Annotated in this window: 23 protein-coding genes, 1 tRNA gene, 1 other RNA gene and 1 pseudogene; 8 read left to right on the forward strand and 18 right to left on the reverse strand. The window is 36.1% G+C overall.

Annotated elements, in window-relative coordinates; all coding sequences use genetic code 11:
• Window positions 1-7 precede the first annotated feature (7 nt).
• The 6 genes from FJ213_00210 (at window position 8) to FJ213_00235 (ending at window position 4,557) form a co-directional block, all read left to right on the forward strand.
• Window positions 8-1,093, forward strand: a complete 1,086-nt coding sequence (locus FJ213_00210) for an aminomethyl transferase family protein (protein ID MBM4174590.1) — start codon at window positions 8-10, stop codon at window positions 1,091-1,093.
• Entirely contained in the window at window positions 1,090-1,641 is a 552-nt protein-coding gene (locus FJ213_00215) for a cob(I)yrinic acid a,c-diamide adenosyltransferase (GenBank protein MBM4174591.1), read from the forward strand. Before FJ213_00210 ends, FJ213_00215 begins: the two co-directional genes overlap by 4 nt.
• A 60-nt stretch (window positions 1,642-1,701) precedes the next feature.
• Window positions 1,702-2,057: a transfer-messenger RNA gene (gene ssrA / locus FJ213_00220) on the forward strand.
• A 31-nt stretch (window positions 2,058-2,088) separates the two neighbouring features.
• A complete protein-coding gene (locus FJ213_00225; protein ID MBM4174592.1) occupies window positions 2,089-2,532 on the forward strand; it encodes an FKBP-type peptidyl-prolyl cis-trans isomerase in 444 nt (147 codons plus the stop codon).
• Between the two features lie 164 nt (window positions 2,533-2,696).
• Window positions 2,697-2,786, forward strand: a tRNA-Leu gene (locus FJ213_00230).
• 100 nt (window positions 2,787-2,886) lie between these two features.
• Window positions 2,887-4,557, forward strand: a complete 1,671-nt coding sequence (locus FJ213_00235; protein ID MBM4174593.1) for a glutamine--tRNA ligase/YqeY domain fusion protein — start codon at window positions 2,887-2,889, stop codon at window positions 4,555-4,557.
• Between the two features lie 33 nt (window positions 4,558-4,590).
• Here FJ213_00235 and FJ213_00240 read toward each other — a convergent pair whose 3' ends face one another.
• The 18 genes and pseudogenes from FJ213_00240 to FJ213_00325 all read right to left on the reverse strand — a co-directional run bounded on the left by FJ213_00240 (window position 4,591) and on the right by FJ213_00325 (window position 20,376).
• Window positions 4,591-6,048, reverse strand: a complete 1,458-nt coding sequence (locus FJ213_00240; GenBank protein MBM4174594.1) for a glutamate--tRNA ligase — start codon at window positions 6,046-6,048, stop codon at window positions 4,591-4,593.
• A gap of 171 nt (window positions 6,049-6,219) precedes the next feature.
• Window positions 6,220-6,831: a superoxide dismutase gene (locus FJ213_00245; GenBank protein MBM4174595.1), complete on the reverse strand. Its 612-nt coding sequence runs from the start codon at window positions 6,829-6,831 to the stop codon at window positions 6,220-6,222.
• Between the two features lie 50 nt (window positions 6,832-6,881).
• Complete coding sequence (locus FJ213_00250; GenBank protein MBM4174596.1) at window positions 6,882-7,238, reverse strand: iron-sulfur cluster assembly accessory protein; 357 nt, start codon at window positions 7,236-7,238, stop codon at window positions 6,882-6,884.
• 14 nt (window positions 7,239-7,252) lie between these two features.
• Window positions 7,253-7,570: a hypothetical protein gene (locus FJ213_00255; protein MBM4174597.1), complete on the reverse strand. Its 318-nt coding sequence runs from the start codon at window positions 7,568-7,570 to the stop codon at window positions 7,253-7,255.
• A 24-nt stretch (window positions 7,571-7,594) separates the two neighbouring features.
• On the reverse strand, window positions 7,595-8,758 hold the full coding sequence (locus FJ213_00260; protein ID MBM4174598.1) for a cysteine desulfurase: 1,164 nt from the start codon (window positions 8,756-8,758) through the stop codon (window positions 7,595-7,597).
• Window positions 8,759-8,889: 131 nt separating this feature from the next.
• On the reverse strand, window positions 8,890-10,404 hold the full coding sequence (locus FJ213_00265; GenBank protein MBM4174599.1) for an NADH-quinone oxidoreductase subunit N: 1,515 nt from the start codon (window positions 10,402-10,404) through the stop codon (window positions 8,890-8,892).
• 15 nt (window positions 10,405-10,419) lie between these two features.
• Window positions 10,420-12,027, reverse strand: a complete 1,608-nt coding sequence (locus FJ213_00270; protein MBM4174600.1) for an NADH-quinone oxidoreductase subunit M — start codon at window positions 12,025-12,027, stop codon at window positions 10,420-10,422.
• A 24-nt stretch (window positions 12,028-12,051) separates the two neighbouring features.
• Complete coding sequence (gene nuoL / locus FJ213_00275; GenBank protein MBM4174601.1) at window positions 12,052-14,130, reverse strand: NADH-quinone oxidoreductase subunit L; 2,079 nt, start codon at window positions 14,128-14,130, stop codon at window positions 12,052-12,054.
• Entirely contained in the window at window positions 14,130-14,441 is a 312-nt protein-coding gene (gene nuoK / locus FJ213_00280) for an NADH-quinone oxidoreductase subunit NuoK (GenBank protein MBM4174602.1), read from the reverse strand. The genes nuoL and nuoK overlap by 1 nt, the downstream gene beginning before the upstream one ends.
• A 12-nt stretch (window positions 14,442-14,453) precedes the next feature.
• Entirely contained in the window at window positions 14,454-14,951 is a 498-nt protein-coding gene (locus FJ213_00285; protein MBM4174603.1) for an NADH-quinone oxidoreductase subunit J, read from the reverse strand.
• Window positions 14,952-15,512, reverse strand: coding sequence for an NADH-quinone oxidoreductase subunit I (locus FJ213_00290; GenBank protein ID MBM4174604.1), 561 nt, complete (start codon window positions 15,510-15,512; stop codon window positions 14,952-14,954).
• Window positions 15,513-15,524: 12 nt separating this feature from the next.
• The gene (nuoH, locus tag FJ213_00295; GenBank protein ID MBM4174605.1) at window positions 15,525-16,595 is read right to left on the reverse strand and encodes an NADH-quinone oxidoreductase subunit NuoH; all 1,071 of its coding nucleotides are present in this window, start codon (window positions 16,593-16,595) and stop codon (window positions 15,525-15,527) included.
• Window positions 16,595-17,710 (reverse strand): NADH-quinone oxidoreductase subunit D, encoded by a 1,116-nt coding sequence (locus FJ213_00300; protein MBM4174606.1) that lies wholly within the window; start codon window positions 17,708-17,710, stop codon window positions 16,595-16,597. Before FJ213_00300 ends, nuoH begins: the two co-directional genes overlap by 1 nt.
• A gap of 44 nt (window positions 17,711-17,754) precedes the next feature.
• Window positions 17,755-18,108 (reverse strand): annotated as a pseudogene (locus FJ213_00305) (four helix bundle protein).
• A 34-nt stretch (window positions 18,109-18,142) separates the two neighbouring features.
• A complete protein-coding gene (locus FJ213_00310) occupies window positions 18,143-18,664 on the reverse strand; it encodes an NADH-quinone oxidoreductase subunit C (protein MBM4174607.1) in 522 nt (173 codons plus the stop codon).
• Complete coding sequence (locus FJ213_00315; GenBank protein ID MBM4174608.1) at window positions 18,664-19,155, reverse strand: NADH-quinone oxidoreductase subunit B; 492 nt, start codon at window positions 19,153-19,155, stop codon at window positions 18,664-18,666. The genes FJ213_00310 and FJ213_00315 overlap by 1 nt, the downstream gene beginning before the upstream one ends.
• The gene (locus tag FJ213_00320; protein ID MBM4174609.1) at window positions 19,155-19,580 is read right to left on the reverse strand and encodes an NADH-quinone oxidoreductase subunit A; all 426 of its coding nucleotides are present in this window, start codon (window positions 19,578-19,580) and stop codon (window positions 19,155-19,157) included. The genes FJ213_00315 and FJ213_00320 overlap by 1 nt, the downstream gene beginning before the upstream one ends.
• 469 nt (window positions 19,581-20,049) lie before the next feature.
• Complete coding sequence (locus FJ213_00325) at window positions 20,050-20,376, reverse strand: hypothetical protein (protein ID MBM4174610.1); 327 nt, start codon at window positions 20,374-20,376, stop codon at window positions 20,050-20,052.
• A 94-nt stretch (window positions 20,377-20,470) separates the two neighbouring features.
• Between FJ213_00325 and mnmA the strand changes: the two genes are divergently transcribed.
• Both mnmA and FJ213_00335 read left to right on the forward strand, forming a co-directional pair.
• A complete protein-coding gene (gene mnmA / locus FJ213_00330) occupies window positions 20,471-21,601 on the forward strand; it encodes a tRNA 2-thiouridine(34) synthase MnmA (protein ID MBM4174611.1) in 1,131 nt (376 codons plus the stop codon).
• 280 nt (window positions 21,602-21,881) lie between these two features.
• A complete protein-coding gene (locus FJ213_00335) occupies window positions 21,882-22,310 on the forward strand; it encodes an HNH endonuclease (protein ID MBM4174612.1) in 429 nt (142 codons plus the stop codon).

Here is a 22,310-nt window from a genome sequence, read left to right on the forward strand (position 1 = left end):
GTTGCATATGCTGAATCCTACGCTCGAAATATTTAAAAATTTATATCCTCAAATTAAAATTAGCGAAAAAGAATTAATCCAAGCATTCTATGACGAAAGAAGTGAAGCTTTATCTTTCTATGACTCCGCCAGTATTTACGATGCATCACATTATTCAATTTTTAAATTAACAGGAAAAGATGTTCTTGAGTTTTTAAATAGAGTTTCAACGAATGAAACACTTTCGCTTCAAAACTATGCTGCTAAAACTACACTCCTTCTATCTGAGAAGGGAAGAGTGATTGATAGACTTAAAATAATTCGGCTGAAAGATGAAGTAATTCTTATAGGTAGTCCCGATAACGCAGAAAGAGTTTTTCGTTGGATTGAACGCTACATAATTATGGATGATGTTCAAATCGAAAATATTTCAGGGAAGTACTGTTATTTCAAAATTATTGGCAGCAAGGTTGAATCTTTTTCGGCTTTGCTTTTCAATGACCAAATTCAGAATGCACAATTCGATAGAGTCTATCAATATTTCAGTCAAGATTTTACTTCATTCATTATAAAAACTAGTATCTTCAAGAATAACACTGGATATGAAGTATTGACGCCGATAGAAAGTGCATTTGCACTTATAAGCTACATGAATTCAAATTTGGAAATGTTTGAGACAAAGTTCGTCGGTGAGGATGCATATAATATTATCCGAATTGAACAAGGACATCCAACATATCCAAATGAAATAAATGATTCTGTAAATCCTTATGAAATTGGTTTGATGAATGCAGTTAACTCAACTAAAGGATGTTACATCGGACAAGAAGTAATAGCACGATTAGAAACGTATGATAAAGTGCAAAAGAATTTAATTGGCGTTGCCTTCGGCAGCGAGATTATCCCTAATGATTTAAAATTGTTTTATAACTCTGAAGAAGTTGGAGAAATTACTTCAATTGTAAATTCATACAGATTGAAAAGGCAGATTGGGTTGGCACTTATCTCAAAAAAACTAAAACTAAACGGAAATGGTGACAAACTTCAGATTAAAGCAGTTGATGAAAGTTTTTGTACAGTTGATTTACAAGAATTACCCTACATAAGAATATGAAAATTTATACAAAGACTGGTGATGATGGGACTTCGAGTCTATTCGGCGGTGAAAGGGTAAAAAAAAATGACCCAAGACTCGAAGCTTACGGAACTGTTGATGAATTGAATTCTTTTCTTGGTTTAACTATTGTTCACATTAAATCTGATCAAATATTAAAAGTCGTTTCCAAAATTCAGAGTAACCTCTTCAGCATCGGAGCAAGACTTGCAACTCCACCAGCTCAATTAATAAAATTGAAAAACATTGAACAAATCTCTGATGCTGAGGTTAAACAAATCGAAAATGAAATTGATGCACTCGAATCTCAGTTAGAGCCAATAAAGAATTTTATTATTCCTGGTGGATGTGTTGGAGCAAATCATTTGCATATTGCACGAGCGATCTGCCGGAGATGTGAACGGAGAATTATTGCAATTGATTCGGAAGAAAATAATCTCGATATTTTGATTAGGTACATTAACCGTATTTCGGATTACTTATTTGTAGCTGCGAGATTCGAAAATAAAATTAATAATGTTCCTGACAGCTTGTGGAAAAACAAATAGCTCTTTTACATTTTGATTTATGAAATTATTCCTGGCTGATTTCATATCTCAAGTGGAATTGGGGGTGAAATTGGTTTCGACGGTGTCGAAGTGACAGTAAACTGCGTATCGTGCTTCCGAAGTGCACGTTAAAAAGTCGGGAAAAAATAGTAGACAACTATAATTACGCTTTAGCTGCCTAATTTTACGCAGCTACGTTTCATAATTTTCTCGTCTGTCAGAATTTTATGAAACGACGTATACGGCAGACTCGTCTCGAACTTCATCTGTGAGGGAGAGATTAAATTTTAACAGATTAGTTTAAGAAAATCCTTTCTGTTGGAGCTTCTTAGGTGAATCAAAAAAGCAGAATACGTATGTAGACGTTTATTGGAGCTCTTCATCGGACCGGGGTTCGACTCCCCGCACCTCCACAATCATTAATCTATAATTAATTATAATCATTTAATGAAAAACATACATACCACTTTAGCTGTTTCGGCAATATTGTTATTCATCGGCTGCGGAAAGAATGTTAACGATTTTCCTGGTTATTCGACAACAAATACTATAACCGAGCTTCCTTCAGGATTGAAGTACATAGACACTGAAGTTGGAACAGGCAGCACAGCGGCAAAAGGACACAAGTTATCAGTACATTATACTGGATATTTGATCTCTGGGAAGAAATTCGATAGTTCTTTGGATAGAAACGAAGCATTCGAATTCCAACTTGGAATGGGACAAGTAATAAAAGGGTGGGAGGAAGGTTTATCCGATATGAAAGTCGGGGGAAAGAGAAAATTAATTATTCCATCGAACCTTGCTTACGGTTCTCGTTCAATTGGAGATATAATTCCAGCAAATTCTACACTAGTGTTTGATGTGGAATTGATAAAAATCAGTGAATGACACTTAATCATTATTTATCATAACAATTTATGGCTCTAAGAATCAGGCATTCTCAAATCAAAACTGACCATATCTTTGACTAGTGATCAATAATTTTTTCTTCACTTATTACGAATTCAATTTTTATAAAATCTAAAATTTGGTTAATTTTGAATAAATATTATGCCGAAGTGGCGGAATTGGCAGACGCGCTGGACTCAAAATCCAGTGGAGCTTAACACTCCGTGCCGGTTCGACCCCGGCCTTCGGTACAAAGATAGGATTCATTTTGAATCCTTTTTTTTTATTAAACTTGAGCAGCTGAAATTAAATTATTAAGTTAGTTAAAATATTTTATAGATTTATTGGACAATTATGATTGATAATACTTCATCAAACAAATCCAAAAACTTCATCTATGAAATTATCGATGAAGATTTAAAAACCAACAAATGGAAAGGAAGAGTTCATACACGTTTTCCTCCTGAACCGAATGGTTATCTTCATATTGGGCATGCAAAATCAATCTGCTTGAATTATGGGATTGCGCGTGATTACAATGGAAAATTCAATCTCAGATTTGACGATACAAATCCAGAAAAAGAAGAAACAGAATATGTAGAATCAATAATTGAAGATGTTAAATGGCTTGGAGCAGATTTTGAAGATAGAATCTTGTATGCATCCGATTATTTCCAGCAGATGTATGACTGGGCAATTGTCTTAATAAAAAAAGGGAAGTCTTACGTTTGCGAGTTGTCCTCTGATGAAATTAGAGAAACCCGCGGAACACTGACTGAACCTGGAAAGGAATCTCCGTTCAGAAATAGGTCAACTGAAGAAAATCTAAAACTCTTCGAACAAATGAAAAATGGAGAGTTCCCTAATGGCTCAAAAACCTTGCGTGCAAAAATTGATATGGCTTCTCCAAACTTAAATTTAAGAGATCCAATTATGTACCGAATAGTTCATGCAGAACATCATCGAACTGGAAATAAATGGTGCATCTATCCAACTTATGATTGGGCACATGGAAATGAAGATTCAATTGAACGAATAACTCACTCCATCTGTACGCTCGAGTTTGAAAATCATCGTCCGCTTTACGATTGGTATTTAGAGCAGCTTGAAGTTCATCATCCGCAGCAAATTGAATTTGCAAGATTGAACTTAAGCTTCACCGTTATGAGCAAACGACGCTTACTTCAGCTTGTTAAAGAAGGTTATGTTGATGGTTGGGACGATCCGCGAATGCCAACAATTTCAGGTTATAAACGCAGAGGATATACACCGGATTCAATTAGAAATTTTGCAGAGAAGATCGGTGTTGCCAAACGTGATGCTCTAACTGATATTGCATTACTTGAGTTTGCGATTCGGGATGATTTGAACAAGAATGCTCAAAGAGTTATGGCAGTTCTCAAACCAATTAAAGTTGTATTGATGAATTATGATGGTGAAGAAGAACTTGAGGCCGTGAACAATCCGGAAAAGCCGGAAATGGGCACACGAAAAATCCCTTTCTCAAATGAATTTTACATTGATCGCGATGACTTTATGGAAAATCCTCCTAAAGGTTTTCATCGTTTAATTCCAGGCGGAGAAGTTCGTTTACGGTATGCATACATAATCAAATGTGAAGAGGTTATAAAGAACGAAAAAGGGGAAGTTGTTGAGCTTAAATGCATATACGATCCTGATACGAAGAGTGGCAGCGGAACAAGTACAAAAAAAGTGAAAGGAGTTATCCATTGGGTCTCTGCAAAACATGCGCTTGAAACCGAAGTTCGACTTTATGATAGATTGTTTACATTAGAAAATCCCGGCGTTTCGGAAGATTGGCTGAATAAAATAAATCCAAATTCTTTGGAGATAATTTCAAACGCAAAAGTGGAACCATTTCTTAAAAATGCAAAACCACTTGATAAATTTCAGTTTGAACGGCTCGGTTATTTTTGTGTGGATACTAAATACACAACGCCAGAAAAATTATCTTTTAATAGGACTGTAACACTGAAAGACAGCTGGGGAAAAACGAAAAAATAGCCTACTGATTATTATGATTGGCACAGATTAAAATCAAACTAAAAGATCTATTGCTCTTATAATTCGATTCACAACCTCATTTTTTCCTAATATAATTAGTAAATCAAACATTCCCGGTCCGGTGCTTTGTCCGCTGACTGCAAGTCGGAGTGGATGAATAAGTTTTCCTTTCCCAACTCCAAGTTCTTCAGCGACAATTGTTAATGCTTTTTCATAGTCTTCTTTACTTGGATTGTTTAACTTTTCGAATGTTTCAAGAAGTTTTTTCATTTGATGGGAAGTTTCCGGTTTCCAATTTTTCTCGACAGCTTTTTGTTCATATTCAGCTGGCGCTTTATAAAAATATTTACAGTTATCTATAAAATCGCGAACAAATGAAACTCTCTCTTTCATTGCTTCTATAATCTTCAGTAAGTAATCGTCTGATAAATTGAAAGTGACAAATTGAGAATTGAGAAATTCCTTTTTTAGAAGTAGAAGGATTTCTGCATTATTTAGTTTTCTCAAATGTTCTGCATTTAATGAATTCAATTTTACAACATCAAATACAGCACCGGCTTTATTCACCCTTTCAAGTGAGAATGCATCGACAAGTTCAGCCAAGTAATAAAATTCGCGGTCATCACCGGCATTCCAGCCGAGAAGTGCAACAAAATTTATAAGTGCTTCTTTCAAGTAACCTTTATCACGGTAATCTTCAACTGCTACATCACCTTGACGTTTGCTTAATTTTGATTTATCTGGATTTAATAGAAGCGGAAGATGCGCGAATACAGGTCGTTCCCATCCGAAAGAATCATAGAGCAAAACATGTTTTGGTGTGGATGATAACCATTCTTCACCACGGATTACATGACTGATCTCCATCAGATGATCATCAACAACATTAGCCAAATGATAAGTGGGGAAGCCGTCACTTTTAATTAATACTTGGTCATCAATATTATTGCTGTCAAATTCAACTCGCTCACGAATTACATCGTTAAAAACAATTTTATGATCGGGTTTAACATTTAATCTGATCACATATTGAATTTTTCGTTCAAGTTTTTCTTCAAGCTCACTTTTTGAAAAAGAAAGACAATGCTTGTCATATTTAGCTTGAGGGAGTTTTTGTTTTTCTTGTTCTTCGCGCAGGGCTTTTAATCTTTCGGGAGTGCAGAAACAGTAATAAGCATCACCTTCTCGAATTAGTTCTTCCGCATGTTGCTTGTAAATCTCTAACCTTTGAGACTGCATGTATGGACCAAAATTTCCACCGACATCAGGACCTTCATCAAAGTCGAGTCCAGCCCATCTCAAAGCTGATACTAAATTTTCAACAGCACCTTCAACGTAACGCGATTGGTCGGTATCTTCAATTCTTAAAATAAATTTTCCGTTATTCTTTTTTGCAAATAAATAATTATATAAAGCGGTTCTCAAACCGCCGACGTGCAAATAACCGGTGGGAGAGGGAGCAAATCTTACTCGTGGTTTAAATTCAGACAAATTTATCTCCGTATTCTAAATAAAATCGATACAAAGATAAGAAATTGATTTGATTTATTAAGATACAGATATTTGGGTGGAGAATTTAAAAAGCCCAACTGCAGAGTTGTTTTTATTTAAAAAAAAGTTGGGCTTCTAAATTTCAAATGGAATGGTATTTAAGCATTGGTTTTATTTTAATGCTTCGAAGTATTTCTCAGTCACAGCATCCCAATTTACAACGTTCCACCAAGCTGAAATATAATCACCTCGTTTGTTTTGATATTTTAAATAGTATGCATGTTCCCAAACATCGAGTCCCAATATGGGTAAACCTTTCACATCTGATAAGTCCATGAGTGGATTATCTTGATTTGGAGTCGATCCGACAAGTAATTTTCCTTCATTAACAACAAGCCATGCCCAACCTGAACCAAAACGCGTTGTAGCTGCATTTGAGAATTTTTCTTTAAATGAATCAAACGAGCCGAAATTGGATTCGATCACTTTTAATAATTCGGTTTTGGGCGTGCCTCCGCCATTTTTTTTCATAACCTGCCAAAAGAGCGAATGATTATAATGTCCGCCGCCGTTGTTTCGCACGGCAGTTGGATGTTTTGAAATATTTTTCAAAATCTCTTCAATAGTTGATTTTTCTAATTCGCTTCCACCAACTGCATTATTTAAGTTATTAACGTATCCAGCATGATGCCGACTGTGATGGATTTCCATCGTCATTGCATCAATACTTGGTTCCAATGCCTCTATCGAATATGGAAGTGCTGGTAATTCATATTTTGCCATTTATATTTCTCCTTTTATTAATTTTATACTTCTTAAGATCTCGATTATTACTAAACTGAGAATGAACTTCCGCATCCGCAGGTCTTTGCAGCATTTGGATTGTTGAATACAAATCCACGCCCACTTAGACCATCAGAAAAATCGAGAATAGTGCCGCCAAGATAGAATAAACTTTTCGGATCGATGTATAATTTCACATTTTCTATATCAATTATGTGATCATTATCTTTTTTATTTGCATCAAATGCGAGTGAGTAGATTAATCCGGAGCATCCGCCTCCTTTAACACCAAGTCTCAATCCGTGCGTTTCTGATGTGATTTTATTCTCAGTCATAATTTTTTTTATCTCGTTCAATGCTTTATCAGTAACTTCAAGATCTCCTAGTTCAGTTGTAATCTCAGCCATTAAAAATTCTCCGTTTAATTATGATTCGTTTGTGATTGTATATTGGACTGCGAAACGGCAAATTGAGGATAGTTAAGCACCCAACTCATGTTTCCGACGCGTAACAGTGTATTTTCATTCTCAAGTAAATTAATAATCTCATTTGCGAGCAATTCGCTATCCGTATATGAGACTTGCATTCCTTTTTTCTCCAGAAAGTGCCTTATGCCATATTGAATATCACGATAAAAGACATTTGATTTGTGATGCATTGGATATCGTGATTTTAAATAATTCATCAGACTTGTTTGATTCTCGACTAAAAAGGTTATAAATTTTTTATGTTCTTTCATAATTGTTCCTATAAAATTTCTTCGTTAATCAATTGCGATTTTATCTCTAATCCGTTTTACTGTCTCGGTGAACCGCTTCCCAACGTATTCAATTTCATCTTCGGTATTGAATCGTCCAATGCTCAATCGTATTGAATTTTGAATCTCATTTTTAGCCAATCCAATTGCCTTCAATACATGCGATGGCTCTGCCTTAGCCGATGAACACGCTGATCCACTTGAAAATGCTACATCTTTTATTTCAGCTAATAACAAATCTGCATTAACATCCTTAAACTTAAAGTTTAAGTTGCCTGGCAAACGATCAATCTCATGCCCATTTAAGCTAACATCTTCTATTCCACTTAGTAAAAAATCAAACAATCTATTTTGCATCAATTTTATTTTCGACGTTTCATTTTCCATCTCGTTCAATGCAATTTCGCACACCTTACCGAATCCAACAACACAAGGCACATTCAAAGTTCCCGATCTAAGACCTTTTTCATGCCCACCGCCATGAATAATTGGTTTTAACTGAATACTCGGCTTTCTTTTTCTGATGAATAAGGCACCAATCCCTTTGGGGCCGTATATCTTATGGGCTGAGATCGAAATTAAATCGGCTTGAATCTTCTGAGCATCAAGACTGACTTTTCCTAAAGATTGGACTGCGTCAGTATGAAAAAGAACATTTTTAGCGTTACAAATTTTTGCAATTTCATCTACAGGTTGAATAGTTCCTATCTCATTATTAGAAGCCATTATTGAGACTAAAATTGTTTTTGAATTAATTAATCCTTTTAGATCTTTCAGATTTACTTTACCAGATTCATCAACTCGAACATAAGATATCTTGAATCCTCTATCCCCAAGAGATTTACACGGTTCGAGGACTGAAGGGTGCTCAATTGATGAAGTAACAATATGATTTCCTTTACTTTGGTAAGCTTGGGCAATACCAAGAATGGCAAGATTATTAGATTCGGTTGCACCGCTTGTAAAAAAAATCTCTTCTGGATTTGCATTTAAAAGAGATGCAATACGTTGTCTTGCTCTGTCTATGGCACTTTCAGCAATCCAACCAAAAGAATGCTGCTTGCTTGCAGAATTTCCAAAACGTTCTGAAAAAAAGGGAAGCATCTCTTCAAGAACTCTTGGATCTACTTGAGTAGTTGAATTGTTATCAAGGTAAATCGGAAATTTCATTTGCACGTTAAAAAATTTGTTCCTTTATCGAAACAATACAACGAATATTAATTAAAAATTAGTTACTAACAAATGAAAATCACCGCTGATTTTCATTTACTAAAACAAATAAAATATTTTAATTGTTCCGATTAAAATCCCAAAATAGAAATTGATTTTTGTGCATATTCAACCAACGGTTGAAAATACACACCCAATATGATTGTCGGGGCGACAAGTAAAAATACGAGAGCAATATTACCCCAAGAAATTGGAATAGTAACTTCATCTGTTGCATCCTTTAAAAACATGTGTTTGATTACTCTAACGTAGTAATAGAGTGAAACAACACTGTTCAGCACTCCGATCACGGCCAACCAAATCCATTCTGTTTTCACGAGTGCGGAAAACAAATAAAGTTTTCCAATAAATCCGGCAGTGGGAGGGATTCCTGTGAGCGAAATCAAAAAGATTGTGAAAGATATACAGAGAAATGGCGCTTTAAAACCAAGTCCATTAAAAGTATCAATTTCCTCTGAGCCAGTTTTATCTGTGATCAACATCAGTACAAAGAATGCACCAAGATTCATGAACAAGTAAATGACGAAATAAATTAAAATCGCCATGATGCCTTGGTTATCAAGAATCACAATTCCCATTAATAGATAGCCTGCATGTGCTATACTTGAGTAAGCGAGCATTCTTTTCAAGTTGTCTTGCCAAAGTGCTGCAAGATTTCCAAGAGTCATAGTTAATACAGACAGCCCGGCTATAACATAAGTCCAATCGAAAAATTCGAAAATAGCCCAAGCTGAAGATTGAAAATTCGTGGAAGCTACATCGACGAATGCAACTTTCAAAAATCTTATTAGAATTGCGAATCCAGCAGCTTTCGATGCAACTGATAAAATCGCTGTAATCGTAATTGGAGCACCTTCATAAACGTCAGGTGTCCAGAAATGAAAAGGAGCCATTGAAATCTTAAATCCAAGACCCACGATAATCAATAGACCAGCAAATACCATTGTTAAAGTATTAACTTGGCTATAAGACAAAATTGCATTGATCGCATAGATATTCGTACTTCCGACCATCCCATACATCAAGGAAATTCCATACAGCATTGCACCCGAGGCCACAGCTCCAAAAATAATATACTTCAACGATGCTTCTGAGGATCTTGCGACTTGACGCGTGAATCCAGCCAAGATATATGATGAGATACTCACCATTTCAATCGCAAGATACATTAAAAGTAAATCCACGGTAGAAGTCATGATGAACATTCCAAGCATCATACCTGCAAGGAGGACATAATACTCACCATGATTTTGTTTTGACTCTTCAACTTCTTTTGAAGAGAGTGAAAATAAAACAGTTAGGGAAGTGGCAAGCAGAATAATTACTTTAAAGAAGGTTCCAAATGGATCGATCACAACCATTCCAAGGTCGGGATTATCTTTTGCTCCGAAAATCAAATTTGGAGAATTTGGAGTAGAAAAAATAAAATACGCAACAACACCGAATCCGATTATGCTAACAATTGGGAGAAGTAGTTTCCATTTTCTGAAGAAAAGATCTAACAACAACAAAACGACAAAAACTACAGATAATGCAATCTCAGCCTGAAAGTATTGTAATGAGTTCCAAATATAAGATAGATCCATTTTAACCTAAATCTTTTATAACGTTCCTAAATTTGAATACACAACCTGTGCATTGGCAACAAGCTCAACAAGTTTATTTAATGATGTGTTCATCATATCGAGCATAGGACTTGGCCAGATGCCAAAGAGAATCACGACTAAGGCAAGTGGAACAAGTGTAAATAGTTCTAATTTATTTATCTCAGTAAGTCCAGCCCACTTTTCATTCATCTTGCCGAAGAAAATTCTTTGCAGTGTCCAAAGCATGTATGCAGCAGTCAATAAAATTCCAAGTGTTGAGATAATGGTGATAATTCGGATTGAATCTACACTGAATGCACCAAGAAATACAAAAGCTTCTGAGATAAATCCGCTTAATCCTGGTAATCCAAGAGATGCAAAAAAAGCTATTGTCACGATTGCTGTATAAACAGGCATTTTATTCGCCAATCCGCCGAAATCTTCAACTCCACGAGTGTGTGCTCTATCATACAATACTCCAACGATTAAGAAGAGCATTGCTGTAATGGTCCCATGATTGAACATTTGGAATACAGCGCCAACCATTCCTTGTGATGTGAGTGAAGCCATCCCAAGCAAAACATAACCCATGTGACTGACACTCGAGTATGCGATTAATTTTTTAAAATCCTTCTGAGCCATGGCGCAAAATGCACCATAGATGATATTTATCATGCCAAAGACAGCGATCCAATACGCCAGCTGCATAGTAATTTCCGGGAAGATCGGGAAGCTTATTCTAAGCATTCCGTAAGTTCCAAGTTTAAGTAAAACTCCAGCAAGAATAACACTTATTGGTGTTGGTGCTTCGACGTGCGCATCTGGAAGCCATGTATGAAATGGGAACATAGGTACTTTGATAGCAAATCCTAAAAATAAAAAGATATAAGCTATTAAACGCAAATTACTGGGATTCAGCGGCGAAAGAATTCCTTCCGGTCCGTAATTAGAAGGATTCATCATCGTGAGCATGTTGAATGAAAAAACTTGAGAACCATCTGGCATCAATTCATAAACGCTGAAGTAAAGTCCAATCATTACTAAGAGCATAAAGACGGAACCGAACAGAGTATAAATAAAGAACTTAATAGCTGCATATTCTTTTCGAGGCCCGCCCCAAATTCCAATCAAGAAGTACATTGGCAGAAGCATTAACTCCCAGAAAACATAGAACAGGAAGAAATCTAATGCAAGGAAAGATCCCATCATTCCTGTATCGAGTAGTAAGTATAATGCAAAATATCCTTTAACTGCTTTACTGATATTCCAAGAAGCAAAAGTGGCGAGGAAACAAATTAGAGCAGTTAAAACAACCATGGGCATTGATAAACCATCAAGCCCAAGGAAATAGTCTATTTTAATTGTGCCTAGCCAGTCTGCCATACCTTTAATTTCGATCCATCTCCACTTCTCCACGAATTGAAAACTTGATGGATCATTAATTCCACCAGCTGAGAAATTAAATCCCTGCCACAAAATAATAGCAACAACTAATTGCAGAAACGTAACTACAGCAGTTGTCCACTTTATTAAATTCTCACGTCTGCCGGGAATGAATAAAATTAGAATCATTCCCAAGATCGGGAGAAAAGTTACTAAACTAAGTAAAGGAAGTCCTTGCATTAAACTACCATCCTCTAATGTTTTCTATAAAGACCTAAAAATAAAAAATAAAACAATTATACCTGTAAGAACCATAACTAAATACGTTTGAACTTTACCGGTTTGGAATTTTCTGAATATCAATCCGAAAAATCCTGTTACATATGCAGTGAAGTTCACAAAACCATCGATTACAACATTATCAAATTTGCCAGTACCAAAAGCAGAAATTCGAGTTAATGAAGCAACACCATTTACAATTCCATCAATAATTTTCAGATCGAACCACGCTAAAACTTTTGATAGAAGAACAGAAAACGCTACGGCAGTTTTATCATACAGTTCATCGAAGTACCATTTGTTCAATGAAAAATTGTACAATGGTTTTAGTCTGGTTGACAATTTATCCGCACTTATCTTTCTCCATTGATAAATGACGAATGCAAAAAGAATTCCAATCCCTGCACAGAGAAGCGAAATTATCATAGCTTGTGAATGTGCATGATGTACAGCCTCAGTATATTTAACAGAATGTGCTGTGATAACGCCTGATTCAACATTTTCGTTAATCATAAAATCAAATGATAAATTGCTTGGAACAACCGTATGCGGTGTTTTAATCCAAGAAGTAAACCATCCAGCATCAGCATTTATTGGATTGGGTGTGTAAAATATAAAGATTGATAATGTTGCTAAGATAATGAGTGGCAACACCATCGTAGTTGGAGATTCATGTGCGTGCTCAAACTTATGATGATCTCTTGGTTCACCATGAAAGGTTAAAATAACTAATCTGAACATATAAAAGGCAGTCATCGCTGCAACTAAAAATCCGATCGTTGGAAGCAGCCAGTATCCGGTTAAATTTCCGAAAGCAAGTGTCCCACCAAGAATTCCATCTTTACTTAAAAATCCTGATGTCAAAGGTACACCTGAAATAGCGAGAGTTGAGATTAAAAATGTGTAGTAGGTGAGCGGCATTTTCTTTCTCAATCCGCCCATGAATCGAATATCTTGCTCGTGATGCATAGCATGAATCACAGAGCCTGATCCAAGGAATAAGCACGCTTTGAAAAATGCATGAGTCACTAAATGGAAGAAGGCAACAGTATAAGCACCAACTCCAAGCGCCATAATCATGTATCCAAGCTGACTGACAGTCGAATATGCTAAGACTTTTTTAATGTCATTTTGAGTAATCGCAATAGTGGCCGAAATAAAAGCAGTTATAGCTCCGATGTAGGCAATAACGAGCATTGCATCTGCAGTTAGCATAGTAAAAATGCGAGCTACGAGATAAACTCCCGCAGCCACCATGGTGGCAGCATGAATTAATGCACTAACAGGAGTCGGACCTTCCATCGCATCGGGAAGCCAAACATGAAGTGGAAATTGTGCAGATTTTCCAACTGCACCGCAGAATAATAAAATTCCCGTTGCAGTAAGCCAGGCACTACTATCAAATGGTAAATTTCCTGCTGCAATCTGAGCAAAGATTGTATCAAGTGTAAAAGTGTGATAGTTCACATATAGAATTAATATTCCGGCGAAGAAACCGAGGTCTCCAATTCGATTCACTATGAAAGCTTTTTTTGCAGCATCAGCAGCAGATTTTTTCTCGTACCAAAATCCAATCAAAAGATAGGAACTTAGTCCAACCAATTCCCAAAAGATGTACATCATTAAAAGGTTGTGTGTAAGTACAATTCCCATCATGGAGAAAGTGAAAATGCCAAGATAGGCAAAATATCTTGTGTATTTTGGATCACCTTCCATGTATTTGTGCGAAAAGAGATGAACGACAAAACTTACAAGCATAACAACAAACTGCATTATAACAGTAACATTGTCGAGCATAATACCTAGATCAATTCCAACTCTTCCAACAAATGGAACGTATCCAAAATTAAGCCATTCGAATTGGTATACTAATTTCTGAGCATTGAAATAAACTAACTTATTAAAGGCAACAATGATAGACAGCACGAGTGAAACCAGTATAATAGTAGTTTCCACAGCATGTGCTTTTGGAATTCTCTTTCCAAAAAAGATTAGTAGAACAAATCCGAACAATGGCAGGAAGAGTATAAAAGCAGATAATTGAAGTAGTAAAGTCTCGTTCATTAATCTCTCAATCCGTCAATTTCATCAACATTAACTGTATTAAAGTTTTTATAAATATTTAGAACAATCGCCAGAGCGACAGCAGCTTCAGCAGCGGCTAAGATAATTACAAAGAGTGCTACCATTTGTCCAGAGAACCCAAAATTACCATACTTAGCGAATGCTATAAAATTAATATTTGCCGAGTTTAGGACAAGCTCAATACCCATGAGAACCATGATCGCATTTCTTCGAGTAAGGATTGCAAAAATTCCCAGTGAAAATAGAAGTGCACTGAGAACTAAAAAATGTGTTAATCCAACTTGTAACAAAATTTTTCCTCCTTACTCCTTTTCTCTTCTAGCTATCATGACCGATCCGATAAGTGCAATAAGTAATAAAATTCCGGCAAGCTCAAAAGGAAGTACATAAGTAGTTACTAATTGTCTTCCAATTTCGAAAATCGTTTGGTCATAAGAAGCTGGATTTGAAGTGTACCAGTCTGTTTTAAGCAGAGCAGCCGTAAGAATACCTGCGAAAATCCCTACAGCGATAGTTGCAGGAATAATCTGAATTGTTTCTGATTTGATCTGGACATCAGTAATTTTATTAGTCAGCATGACTCCAAAAATTATAAGAATTAAAATTCCACCGACATACACAATCAACTGAACTACAGCAATAAAATCTGCATTCAGTAAAACATAAATTCCTGCAACTCCGAAAAAGGTGAATAAAAGTGAAAATGCAGAATGAACAATATTTTTCGACGATACGACGATTAATGCCGAACCAAGAGTAATGATCGCAAAAAGGTAAAAAATTATATCGTATAAGCTCATTTAATTAGTTGCTCCTGTATCAGTTGGCGGGGGAGCCGGTTTTGGAGCTGCAGCTTTTTTCGCTGCTTTCTCCTCTTCGAATTTTTGATAATTCAATTTCTTTTGTTCAATTTCTTCTTTAGTTAATGTCACAAAATTGTAAATTAAATCGTTTCTGTTGTACTCAGAAAACTCATAAACGTCTGTCATGAAGATACAGTCTGTGGGGCAGGGCCAAACGCAGAGTGAACAATAACAGCATTTTGCGATATCAATATCAAATTTGGTTACCCAGAGAGCTTTTTTCTTACCTTGAGAAGTTAAACCGAGGTCATCTCCCGGAACAGATTTCACAGTCTCAATCGAGATACAATTTACCGGACAAGCACGTGAGCATTGATCACAACCAATGCAATCATCCATATTAACATACAATCGATTACGCACACGTTCAGGCAGTTCAACTTTTACTTCTGGATATTGAATTGTGACCGCTGGCTTGAATAGATGAAGAAAAGTAATCTTCATTCCAACCAGCACAGTGTAAAGTCCAAGCCATGTATCTTTTAAGTATTCTATCATTTCGCAATAACTTTAAATTAAAGTTATGATTCCTATAATTATTAAATTCAAAAAAGCGTAAGGAATTAAATATTTCCAACACAAATTCATTAATTGATCGACTCTTAATCTCGGTAGAGTCCACCTGAGCCACATTTGAACAAAAACTAAGAATAAACCTTTGCTAAGAAACCACAATAATTGTTCTATCGGAATTAACCACTTAATTTCGAGCGAATTCCCGAGATATCCAAATGGAGACTGCCAACCGCCAAAAAATAAAGAAACAGAAATTGCAGCAACTAAAAACATACTTGCATATTCCGCTAAGAAGAACATCGCGAATTTCATTGGTGTGTATTCTGTATAATATCCGGCAACAAGCTCAGCTTCTGCTTCAGGAATATCGAAGGGAGTACGATTAACTTCTGCAAGCGAAGCAATGAAAAATATTATGAAAGCTACAACCATGAATGGAATGAGCAAATATTTTTGAAGCCCTTCAATCGGTCCACCGAATATGTACCAATTGAAGAATGAGGAAGTTTGCATTTCAGCTATTTCATGTAAATTCAACTTGCCGATGACCATTACAACTGCGATGATCGAGAGGAGTGCTGGAATTTCGTAGCTCACAATTTGTGAAACAGATCTCATTGCGCCATAGAGTGAATATTTATTATTCGATGCCCATCCTCCCATCAAAATTCCTACTACCGACAAGGATGAAACCGCAATAATATAAAAAACTCCTAAATTGATTGATGAGCCAATATAAAAACTCGAAAAGGGAAGCGCAGCAAATCCGGCAAAGCTCCCAATAAAAACTAAGTAAGGTGCAAGAATAAATAATTTTCTGTCAGCTGCACTTGGAATTGAATCTTCTTTCTGCATCATCTTAATAATATCAGCAACGGTTTGAAGTAATCCCTTTGGACCAACTCTGTTCGGACCGATTCTATCCTGCATAAATGCAGAAACTTTTCTCTCGGCAAGAACAGCGAACAGGGCAAATGGGACGACAAATAAAAATAAGGGCAATGCAGCACTAATGAAAAATGCAAGGATATCATTACCTAAAAAATTTCTTAAAAACTCAGACATTATCTATCAATCTCTCCTAAAACAATATCTATGCTTCCAAGATTTGCTATTATATCTGCGACGAGATGCCCTTTACAAATTATGGGCATTAGTTGCAAATGTACAAACGAAGGAGCTCTTACTTTAACTCTAAATGGATTCAATGAACCATCACTGATTACATGATAGCCCAATTCTCCCTTCGGACTCTCAACACGAAAATAAAATTCACCAACTGGCGGTTTAATTCGCTTTGGCATTGCCGAAGCAATATCACCTTCAGGCAATTGATCGAGAGCTTGTTCAATTATTCTGATACACTGTTCCATTTCACGAACTCTTACCATGTAGCGATCCCAGCAATCACCTACAGTCCCTTTTTCACCTTTTCCAGTTATTACCTCAAAATCAAATCTGTCATAAATAGAATACGGATCATTTTTTCTTAAATCCCAATTAACGCCCGAACCGCGTAAAACTGGACCAGTTGCACCAAAGTTAATTGCTGTATCGACAGGCAAAATTCCAACATTCGCTGTTCTCTCAATGAAAATTTTATTTGTACTTAAAAGATTGTTCAATTCTACAATCGTCTTTTTAAAATCATTTAAAAACTCTTTGCACTTTAGTACGAAAGTCGGATGGAGATCGTGTGACAAGCCGCCGATCCACATGTAATTATACAAAAGTCTTGCACCGCAAGTCATTTCAAATAAATCTAGTATTCTCTCTCTATCTCTAAAACAATAAAGGAATGGAGTCCATGCACCGATATCAATTCCATAGGTCCCGATAGCTACAAGATGTGAAGCAATTCGCTGAAGTTCGCCCATTATCACTCTGATGAACTTAACACGTTCAGGGATTTCAATGTTCATGAATTTCTCAACACCTTCTACATATCCGAAATTCATATACATTGATGCGAGGTAATCCATTCTATCAGTGTAGGGAAGAACCTGCTGGTAATTCATTGCTTCGCAATGTTTTTCAAAACATCTGTGTAGATAGCCAATGTGTGGAGTTACTTCTACAACGACTTCACCATCGAGCTTAACTTCAAGCCTCAGCACACCGTGAGTTGATGGGTGTTGAGGACCCATATTTAATACCATTATCTCGGTTCGTAGGGACATATTTATTAACAGATTTTAGTATTTAGTAGTGAGTATTGAGACATTTAATTTTTAATCGAATTTATTAAACCATTTTGCATTTTTTGGAGTTCGTTAATTCTATTATTCAAATCTGATAATTCAGAATCATTCAGATATTTTAAATCATTTGAAAGTATCAATTGAGTATCCAATTCTCATGAAGAGGAATATGCAATTTCTAAGAATCGGCAGAATTCATTTTTTGAAGAATGTCCAGAACCTTCTGCAATATTAGATGCAATCGAAACTGTAGCTCTCCTGATTTGATTGGTCAATCCATAAGTTTCTACTTTCGGAAACTTGCTTGTCACATCATATATCATTTTAACCAATTCTCTCGCCTTTTGCCAAACTTTAAGTTCTCTATAATTATGCATCTATAACTCATATCTCAATACTAAGTACTCAGTACTAATAAGGTACTTTCATTCCTTGATAAAATTCTGGGACTTTATAATCTTTTCGTAGCGGATATCCTTCCCAGTCGTAGGGGAGCAAGATTCGAATTAAATTATGATGACCTTCATAGACTATTCCGAATAGGTCGAAAGCTTCACGTTCGTGGTAATCTGCAGTCCGCCAAATTTTTTCTACTGTGGGAATCCGTGGATTATCTTTAGGTACAATAACTTTCAGAGTAAGTTTATGATCGCGATTGATTGAATGCAGATGATAAACGCTTGCAAGATTTCCCCCCACATATTCAAATGAACCATCTTCAAAAGTTTTCTTTTCTCCATCAGCCAAATCTACGCCGCTCAGATTCATGAGTGAATCAAATGATAGTCTCTCATCATCTTTTAAAAAATAACAAGCCTCTTTAAGAATTGAAGCTGGCACTATCAGAATTTGCTCAGAGATATTTTCTTTTAATTCGAAGGATTGATCAGCAAATTTCTCTTGTAGTAAACCTAAAATTTCTTGAGGGGTCATTAAGCAGTCTTCTTTACTAATCTTTCGTTGCGAATTTTTTCTTGAAGTTTTAATAGTCCTTCCAATAATGCTTCTGGCCTTGGCGGGCAGCCTGGCACGTAAACATCGACTGGGATTACTCTATCAACACCTTTTAAAACATGGTAACCATGTTCCCAATAAGGACCTCCGCAATTCGAACAGCTTCCCATCGAAATGATATATTTCGGATCTGGGATCTGTTCATACAACCGTTTTATTCTCAATGCCATTTTAAGTGTGACTGTACCGGAAATAATTATGATATCAGCCTGTCGAGGACTTGGACGGGGAATAACTCCGAATCTATCAAAATCATAATGCGATGCAGAAGTCGCCATCATTTCAATTGCACAGCAAGCAAGCCCGAATCCTAATTGCCATAACGATGAGAGCCGAGCCCAATTCATCAAATCTTCAAACTTTGCGACAACTATATTCGAATCGGTAAATTCTTTATCTAGTAAACCCATTATTTAGAACCGTATTGATTTTCAAAATCTGCCATAACTGTTTTAAGATCATTCGTCTTCACTTCTGGACGCACCCAATCGAGATCACCTTTTCGCCATTCATATAACATCCCGAGCATTAAGATGAAGAGGAAGAGAATACCAACACCAAAACCGTAGAATCCAAATTCTTTGTAGATCAGAGACCATGGAACAAGCAATGTAATTTCAACATCAAAGAGAAGAAATATCAGAGCAACGACATAAAAACGAATGTTGAATTTGATCCATGGCGTGCCGATAGGATTTTCACCGCATTCATAAGTCATTAATTTTTCTGTAGTTGGTCGAGCGGGACGTAGGAATCGATTAATGATAAATGCAATAGCAACAAAAATGGCAGCGAGGATCATAAAGACGAGTATTTTTCCGAAATCAGTCAGCATTTCCATAAATATGGTTACAAATATATCGCATACATCTAGGAATGTCAATCACTTAAAATTGTTTATCGAAAAAAATTGATGAACATGAAGAAAATATTTTTTCAAATTGAATTTAATAAACGGGACAATCAAGAAGATCATCCCGTCCAAGATAATTGTTCCCCTGATTACGGCAAATCTAACCAATCCAATACGAACTTTATTGCAAACGTTCCTATTACAATAAATACTACGAATAATATTACTTGCAGCAACGCTTTTTTTCCTCCGGTATCTTCTGGTTTCTTGATTGATATATTTTCCATTTCATTTCTCTTTATTATTTGTTCTAACAATTTTATAGACACAATACAGGGTCAGCACAATTATTATTGACCAACCCGCTAGCATAAATGTCCATGCGAGTGCAGGCATTTTACCTCCACGATAATTTCTTGACTAATTAGTTAATAAATTATACAGGGGGTGTTCAGAGAAATGTAGTATAGTATGGAGTGAGTGTGGGAACTTCAACCAATAGCACAAAACTGAACTCGGCAATCGGCGATGCAGAATTTGAAAATTTGGTTAATTTGATCTTCCTATTTTTCGGATCAATAAAGGTCGAGAAGGAGTTTGAATTGTTTTCAGTTTTGGATGTCTCACCTTTGGGCGAAATATTGATTTGAAAATCGCTGCTGAGACTTGTCAGCTCAAAATTTTTATTTTCAATAACATTCTTTTCTGCTGCGAGTAAAAATGGTACGGCGAGTAAATGAATAAAAATAAGACAGCCCAAAATTGCTTTCGTTTTCACGGATGCAATATTAGATTAAAAAAGAACATTTTGCAAGGGTGGAGAGCAATATTTATAAATAATTTTTATCTTTGTTAAAGTTTTATAGATAAATATGTTAGGTAATTCAAATAAAAAAGTAGTTGTTGCAATGAGCGGAGGTGTAGATTCTTCTGTTGCAGCAGTATTGTTAAAACAGGAAGGATTTGAAGTTATTGGAATTACCATGAAAACTTGGGGATTTATGGAAGTCGGAGGCGCTCCAAAATACGAAAGCGGCTGCTGTTCGCTCGATGCAATTTTCGATGCAAAGAATGTTGCAGTGCAATATGACTTTCCCCACTTCACTGTCGATTTTACAGAAAGCTTTCAGGAAAACGTAATTGAGAATTTTATTGATGAATATCTCCACGGACGAACACCTAATCCATGTGTTGTCTGCAACCGCACAGTTAAGTGGGGAGACTTGCTAAAAAAAGTAGACGAATTAGGTGCAGAATACATTGCTACGGGTCATTACGCCAAACTCGAGAGAGATGAAAAATCCGGAAGATATAAATTGAAATCTGACCCATTAAATAGAAAAGATCAAACTTATGCATTGTGGGGATTAACACAGGAATTTCTATCACGTACACTTTTTCCACTTGCAGATTTAAGAAAAGAAGATGTTCGAAAACTCGCAGAGGATTTTAAACTTAAGACGGCCAAAAAGCCTGAAAGCCAAGAAATCTGTTTCGTAGCAGATGATGATTACGAAAGATTTCTCACTGAAAAATTTAGTGAACGGAAAATCAATGTTCATGAAGGAGATTTAGTTTATCACGGCGAGAAAGTCGGTACTCACCGTGGACTTCCATTTTATACGATTGGACAAAGACGCGGAGTTGACGTTGCACTCGGCAAACCAGTTTATGTGAAATCGATTTCAACTGATGATAACATAATTGAACTCGGGGATAAAGATGAAATTATTTGTGAGAAGTTTTCTGTTACAGATCTTAATTACGTTTCAATTCCAAACTTAAATGTTGGAGATAGGGTTTTTGTTAAAGTTCGCTATTCAGATTCAGCGACTTCAGCAAAAATTGAAGTAATAAATTCAAATGATCTCACAATTAAATTGAATGAGCCGAAACGAGCTGTAACACCGGGTCAATCAGCTGTGTTTTATGACAACGATGGTTTCCTGCTTGCAGGAGGAATCATAGACAAGGATTTAATGGGTGAACAAAAATCTTTTTGAAATTTTAAGTTATGCCGCAATGGCAGTGATAGTAGTACTAATAGTTTTAATGTGGACAGGAAATTTTCCTATGCAATATTCATTTATTGCAATTATATTTGCGGCTGTAATACTAATTTTGAGAATTATCGGAAGATTTTATTTTATAAATAAAAAGAAAAGAGGTTAAGTCTTCGCTGAAGGTAAAAAGCAAGTCAATGGAAAACTAAATGCAAAGGTATTAGTCCTGAATCAAAACTATGAGGCAATTACACTCTGCAATACAAAGAAAGCTGTGGTTATGGTTTATCTCCACAAAGCCGAGGTCATTGCAAAGAAGGACAGTCTCGAGGTACGCTCGCCAAAGCTTCGGTTTCCATTTCCAAGCATAATCCGATTAGACTCTTATGTACCAGTTAAATATAGAAAAGTAATTTTGTCGAGGAAAAATATTTTACGCCGAGATTCACATAAATGCCAATATTGCGGAAGATCAGATTTGCCTTTGACAATTGATCACTTACTGCCGAAGGCACGCGGCGGTGCCGATACATGGGAAAACATGGTAACGGCTTGCACTAACTGTAATAATAAAAAGGGAGATAGGTCTCCCGAAGAAGCAAAAATGTCTTTGATTAGAAAACCGTTCAAGCCGAGTCATATTATGTTCCTGAAGCATTTTGTCGGTCAGGTTGATGAACGGTGGAAACCTTACCTTTATCTGAGCTAA

This window comes from Ignavibacteria bacterium (assembly GCA_016873845.1).
Classification (GTDB): domain Bacteria; phylum Bacteroidota; class Ignavibacteria; order Ch128b; family Ch128b; genus JAHJVF01.

Bases quoted from the DNA above. Each gene is read 5' to 3' on its own strand.
- FJ213_00320 (MBM4174609.1), bottom strand. From the start codon at position 19,580: ATGCTGACTGATTTCGGAAAAATACTCGTCTTTATGATCCTCGCTGCC.
- FJ213_00235 (MBM4174593.1), top strand. From the start codon at position 2,887: ATGATTGATAATACTTCATCAAACAAATCCAAAAACTTCATCTATGAA.
- nuoH (MBM4174605.1), bottom strand. From the start codon at position 16,595: ATGTCTGAGTTTTTAAGAAATTTTTTAGGTAATGATATCCTTGCATTT.
- FJ213_00210 (MBM4174590.1), top strand. From the start codon at position 8: ATGCTGAATCCTACGCTCGAAATATTTAAAAATTTATATCCTCAAATT.
- FJ213_00270 (MBM4174600.1), bottom strand. From the start codon at position 12,027: ATGCAAGGACTTCCTTTACTTAGTTTAGTAACTTTTCTCCCGATCTTG.
- mnmA (MBM4174611.1), top strand. From the start codon at position 20,471: ATGTTAGGTAATTCAAATAAAAAAGTAGTTGTTGCAATGAGCGGAGGT.
- FJ213_00315 (MBM4174608.1), bottom strand. From the start codon at position 19,155: ATGGGTTTACTAGATAAAGAATTTACCGATTCGAATATAGTTGTCGCA.
- FJ213_00285 (MBM4174603.1), bottom strand. From the start codon at position 14,951: ATGAGCTTATACGATATAATTTTTTACCTTTTTGCGATCATTACTCTT.
- FJ213_00265 (MBM4174599.1), bottom strand. From the start codon at position 10,404: ATGGATCTATCTTATATTTGGAACTCATTACAATACTTTCAGGCTGAG.
- FJ213_00260 (MBM4174598.1), bottom strand. From the start codon at position 8,758: ATGAAATTTCCGATTTACCTTGATAACAATTCAACTACTCAAGTAGAT.
- FJ213_00255 (MBM4174597.1), bottom strand. From the start codon at position 7,570: ATGAAAGAACATAAAAAATTTATAACCTTTTTAGTCGAGAATCAAACA.
- FJ213_00300 (MBM4174606.1), bottom strand. From the start codon at position 17,710: ATGTCCCTACGAACCGAGATAATGGTATTAAATATGGGTCCTCAACAC.
- FJ213_00225 (MBM4174592.1), top strand. From the start codon at position 2,089: ATGAAAAACATACATACCACTTTAGCTGTTTCGGCAATATTGTTATTC.
- nuoL (MBM4174601.1), bottom strand. From the start codon at position 14,130: ATGAACGAGACTTTACTACTTCAATTATCTGCTTTTATACTCTTCCTG.
- FJ213_00290 (MBM4174604.1), bottom strand. From the start codon at position 15,512: ATGATAGAATACTTAAAAGATACATGGCTTGGACTTTACACTGTGCTG.
- FJ213_00310 (MBM4174607.1), bottom strand. From the start codon at position 18,664: ATGACCCCTCAAGAAATTTTAGGTTTACTACAAGAGAAATTTGCTGAT.
- FJ213_00250 (MBM4174596.1), bottom strand. From the start codon at position 7,238: ATGGCTGAGATTACAACTGAACTAGGAGATCTTGAAGTTACTGATAAA.
- FJ213_00215 (MBM4174591.1), top strand. From the start codon at position 1,090: ATGAAAATTTATACAAAGACTGGTGATGATGGGACTTCGAGTCTATTC.
- FJ213_00335 (MBM4174612.1), top strand. From the start codon at position 21,882: ATGGTTTATCTCCACAAAGCCGAGGTCATTGCAAAGAAGGACAGTCTC.
- FJ213_00245 (MBM4174595.1), bottom strand. From the start codon at position 6,831: ATGGCAAAATATGAATTACCAGCACTTCCATATTCGATAGAGGCATTG.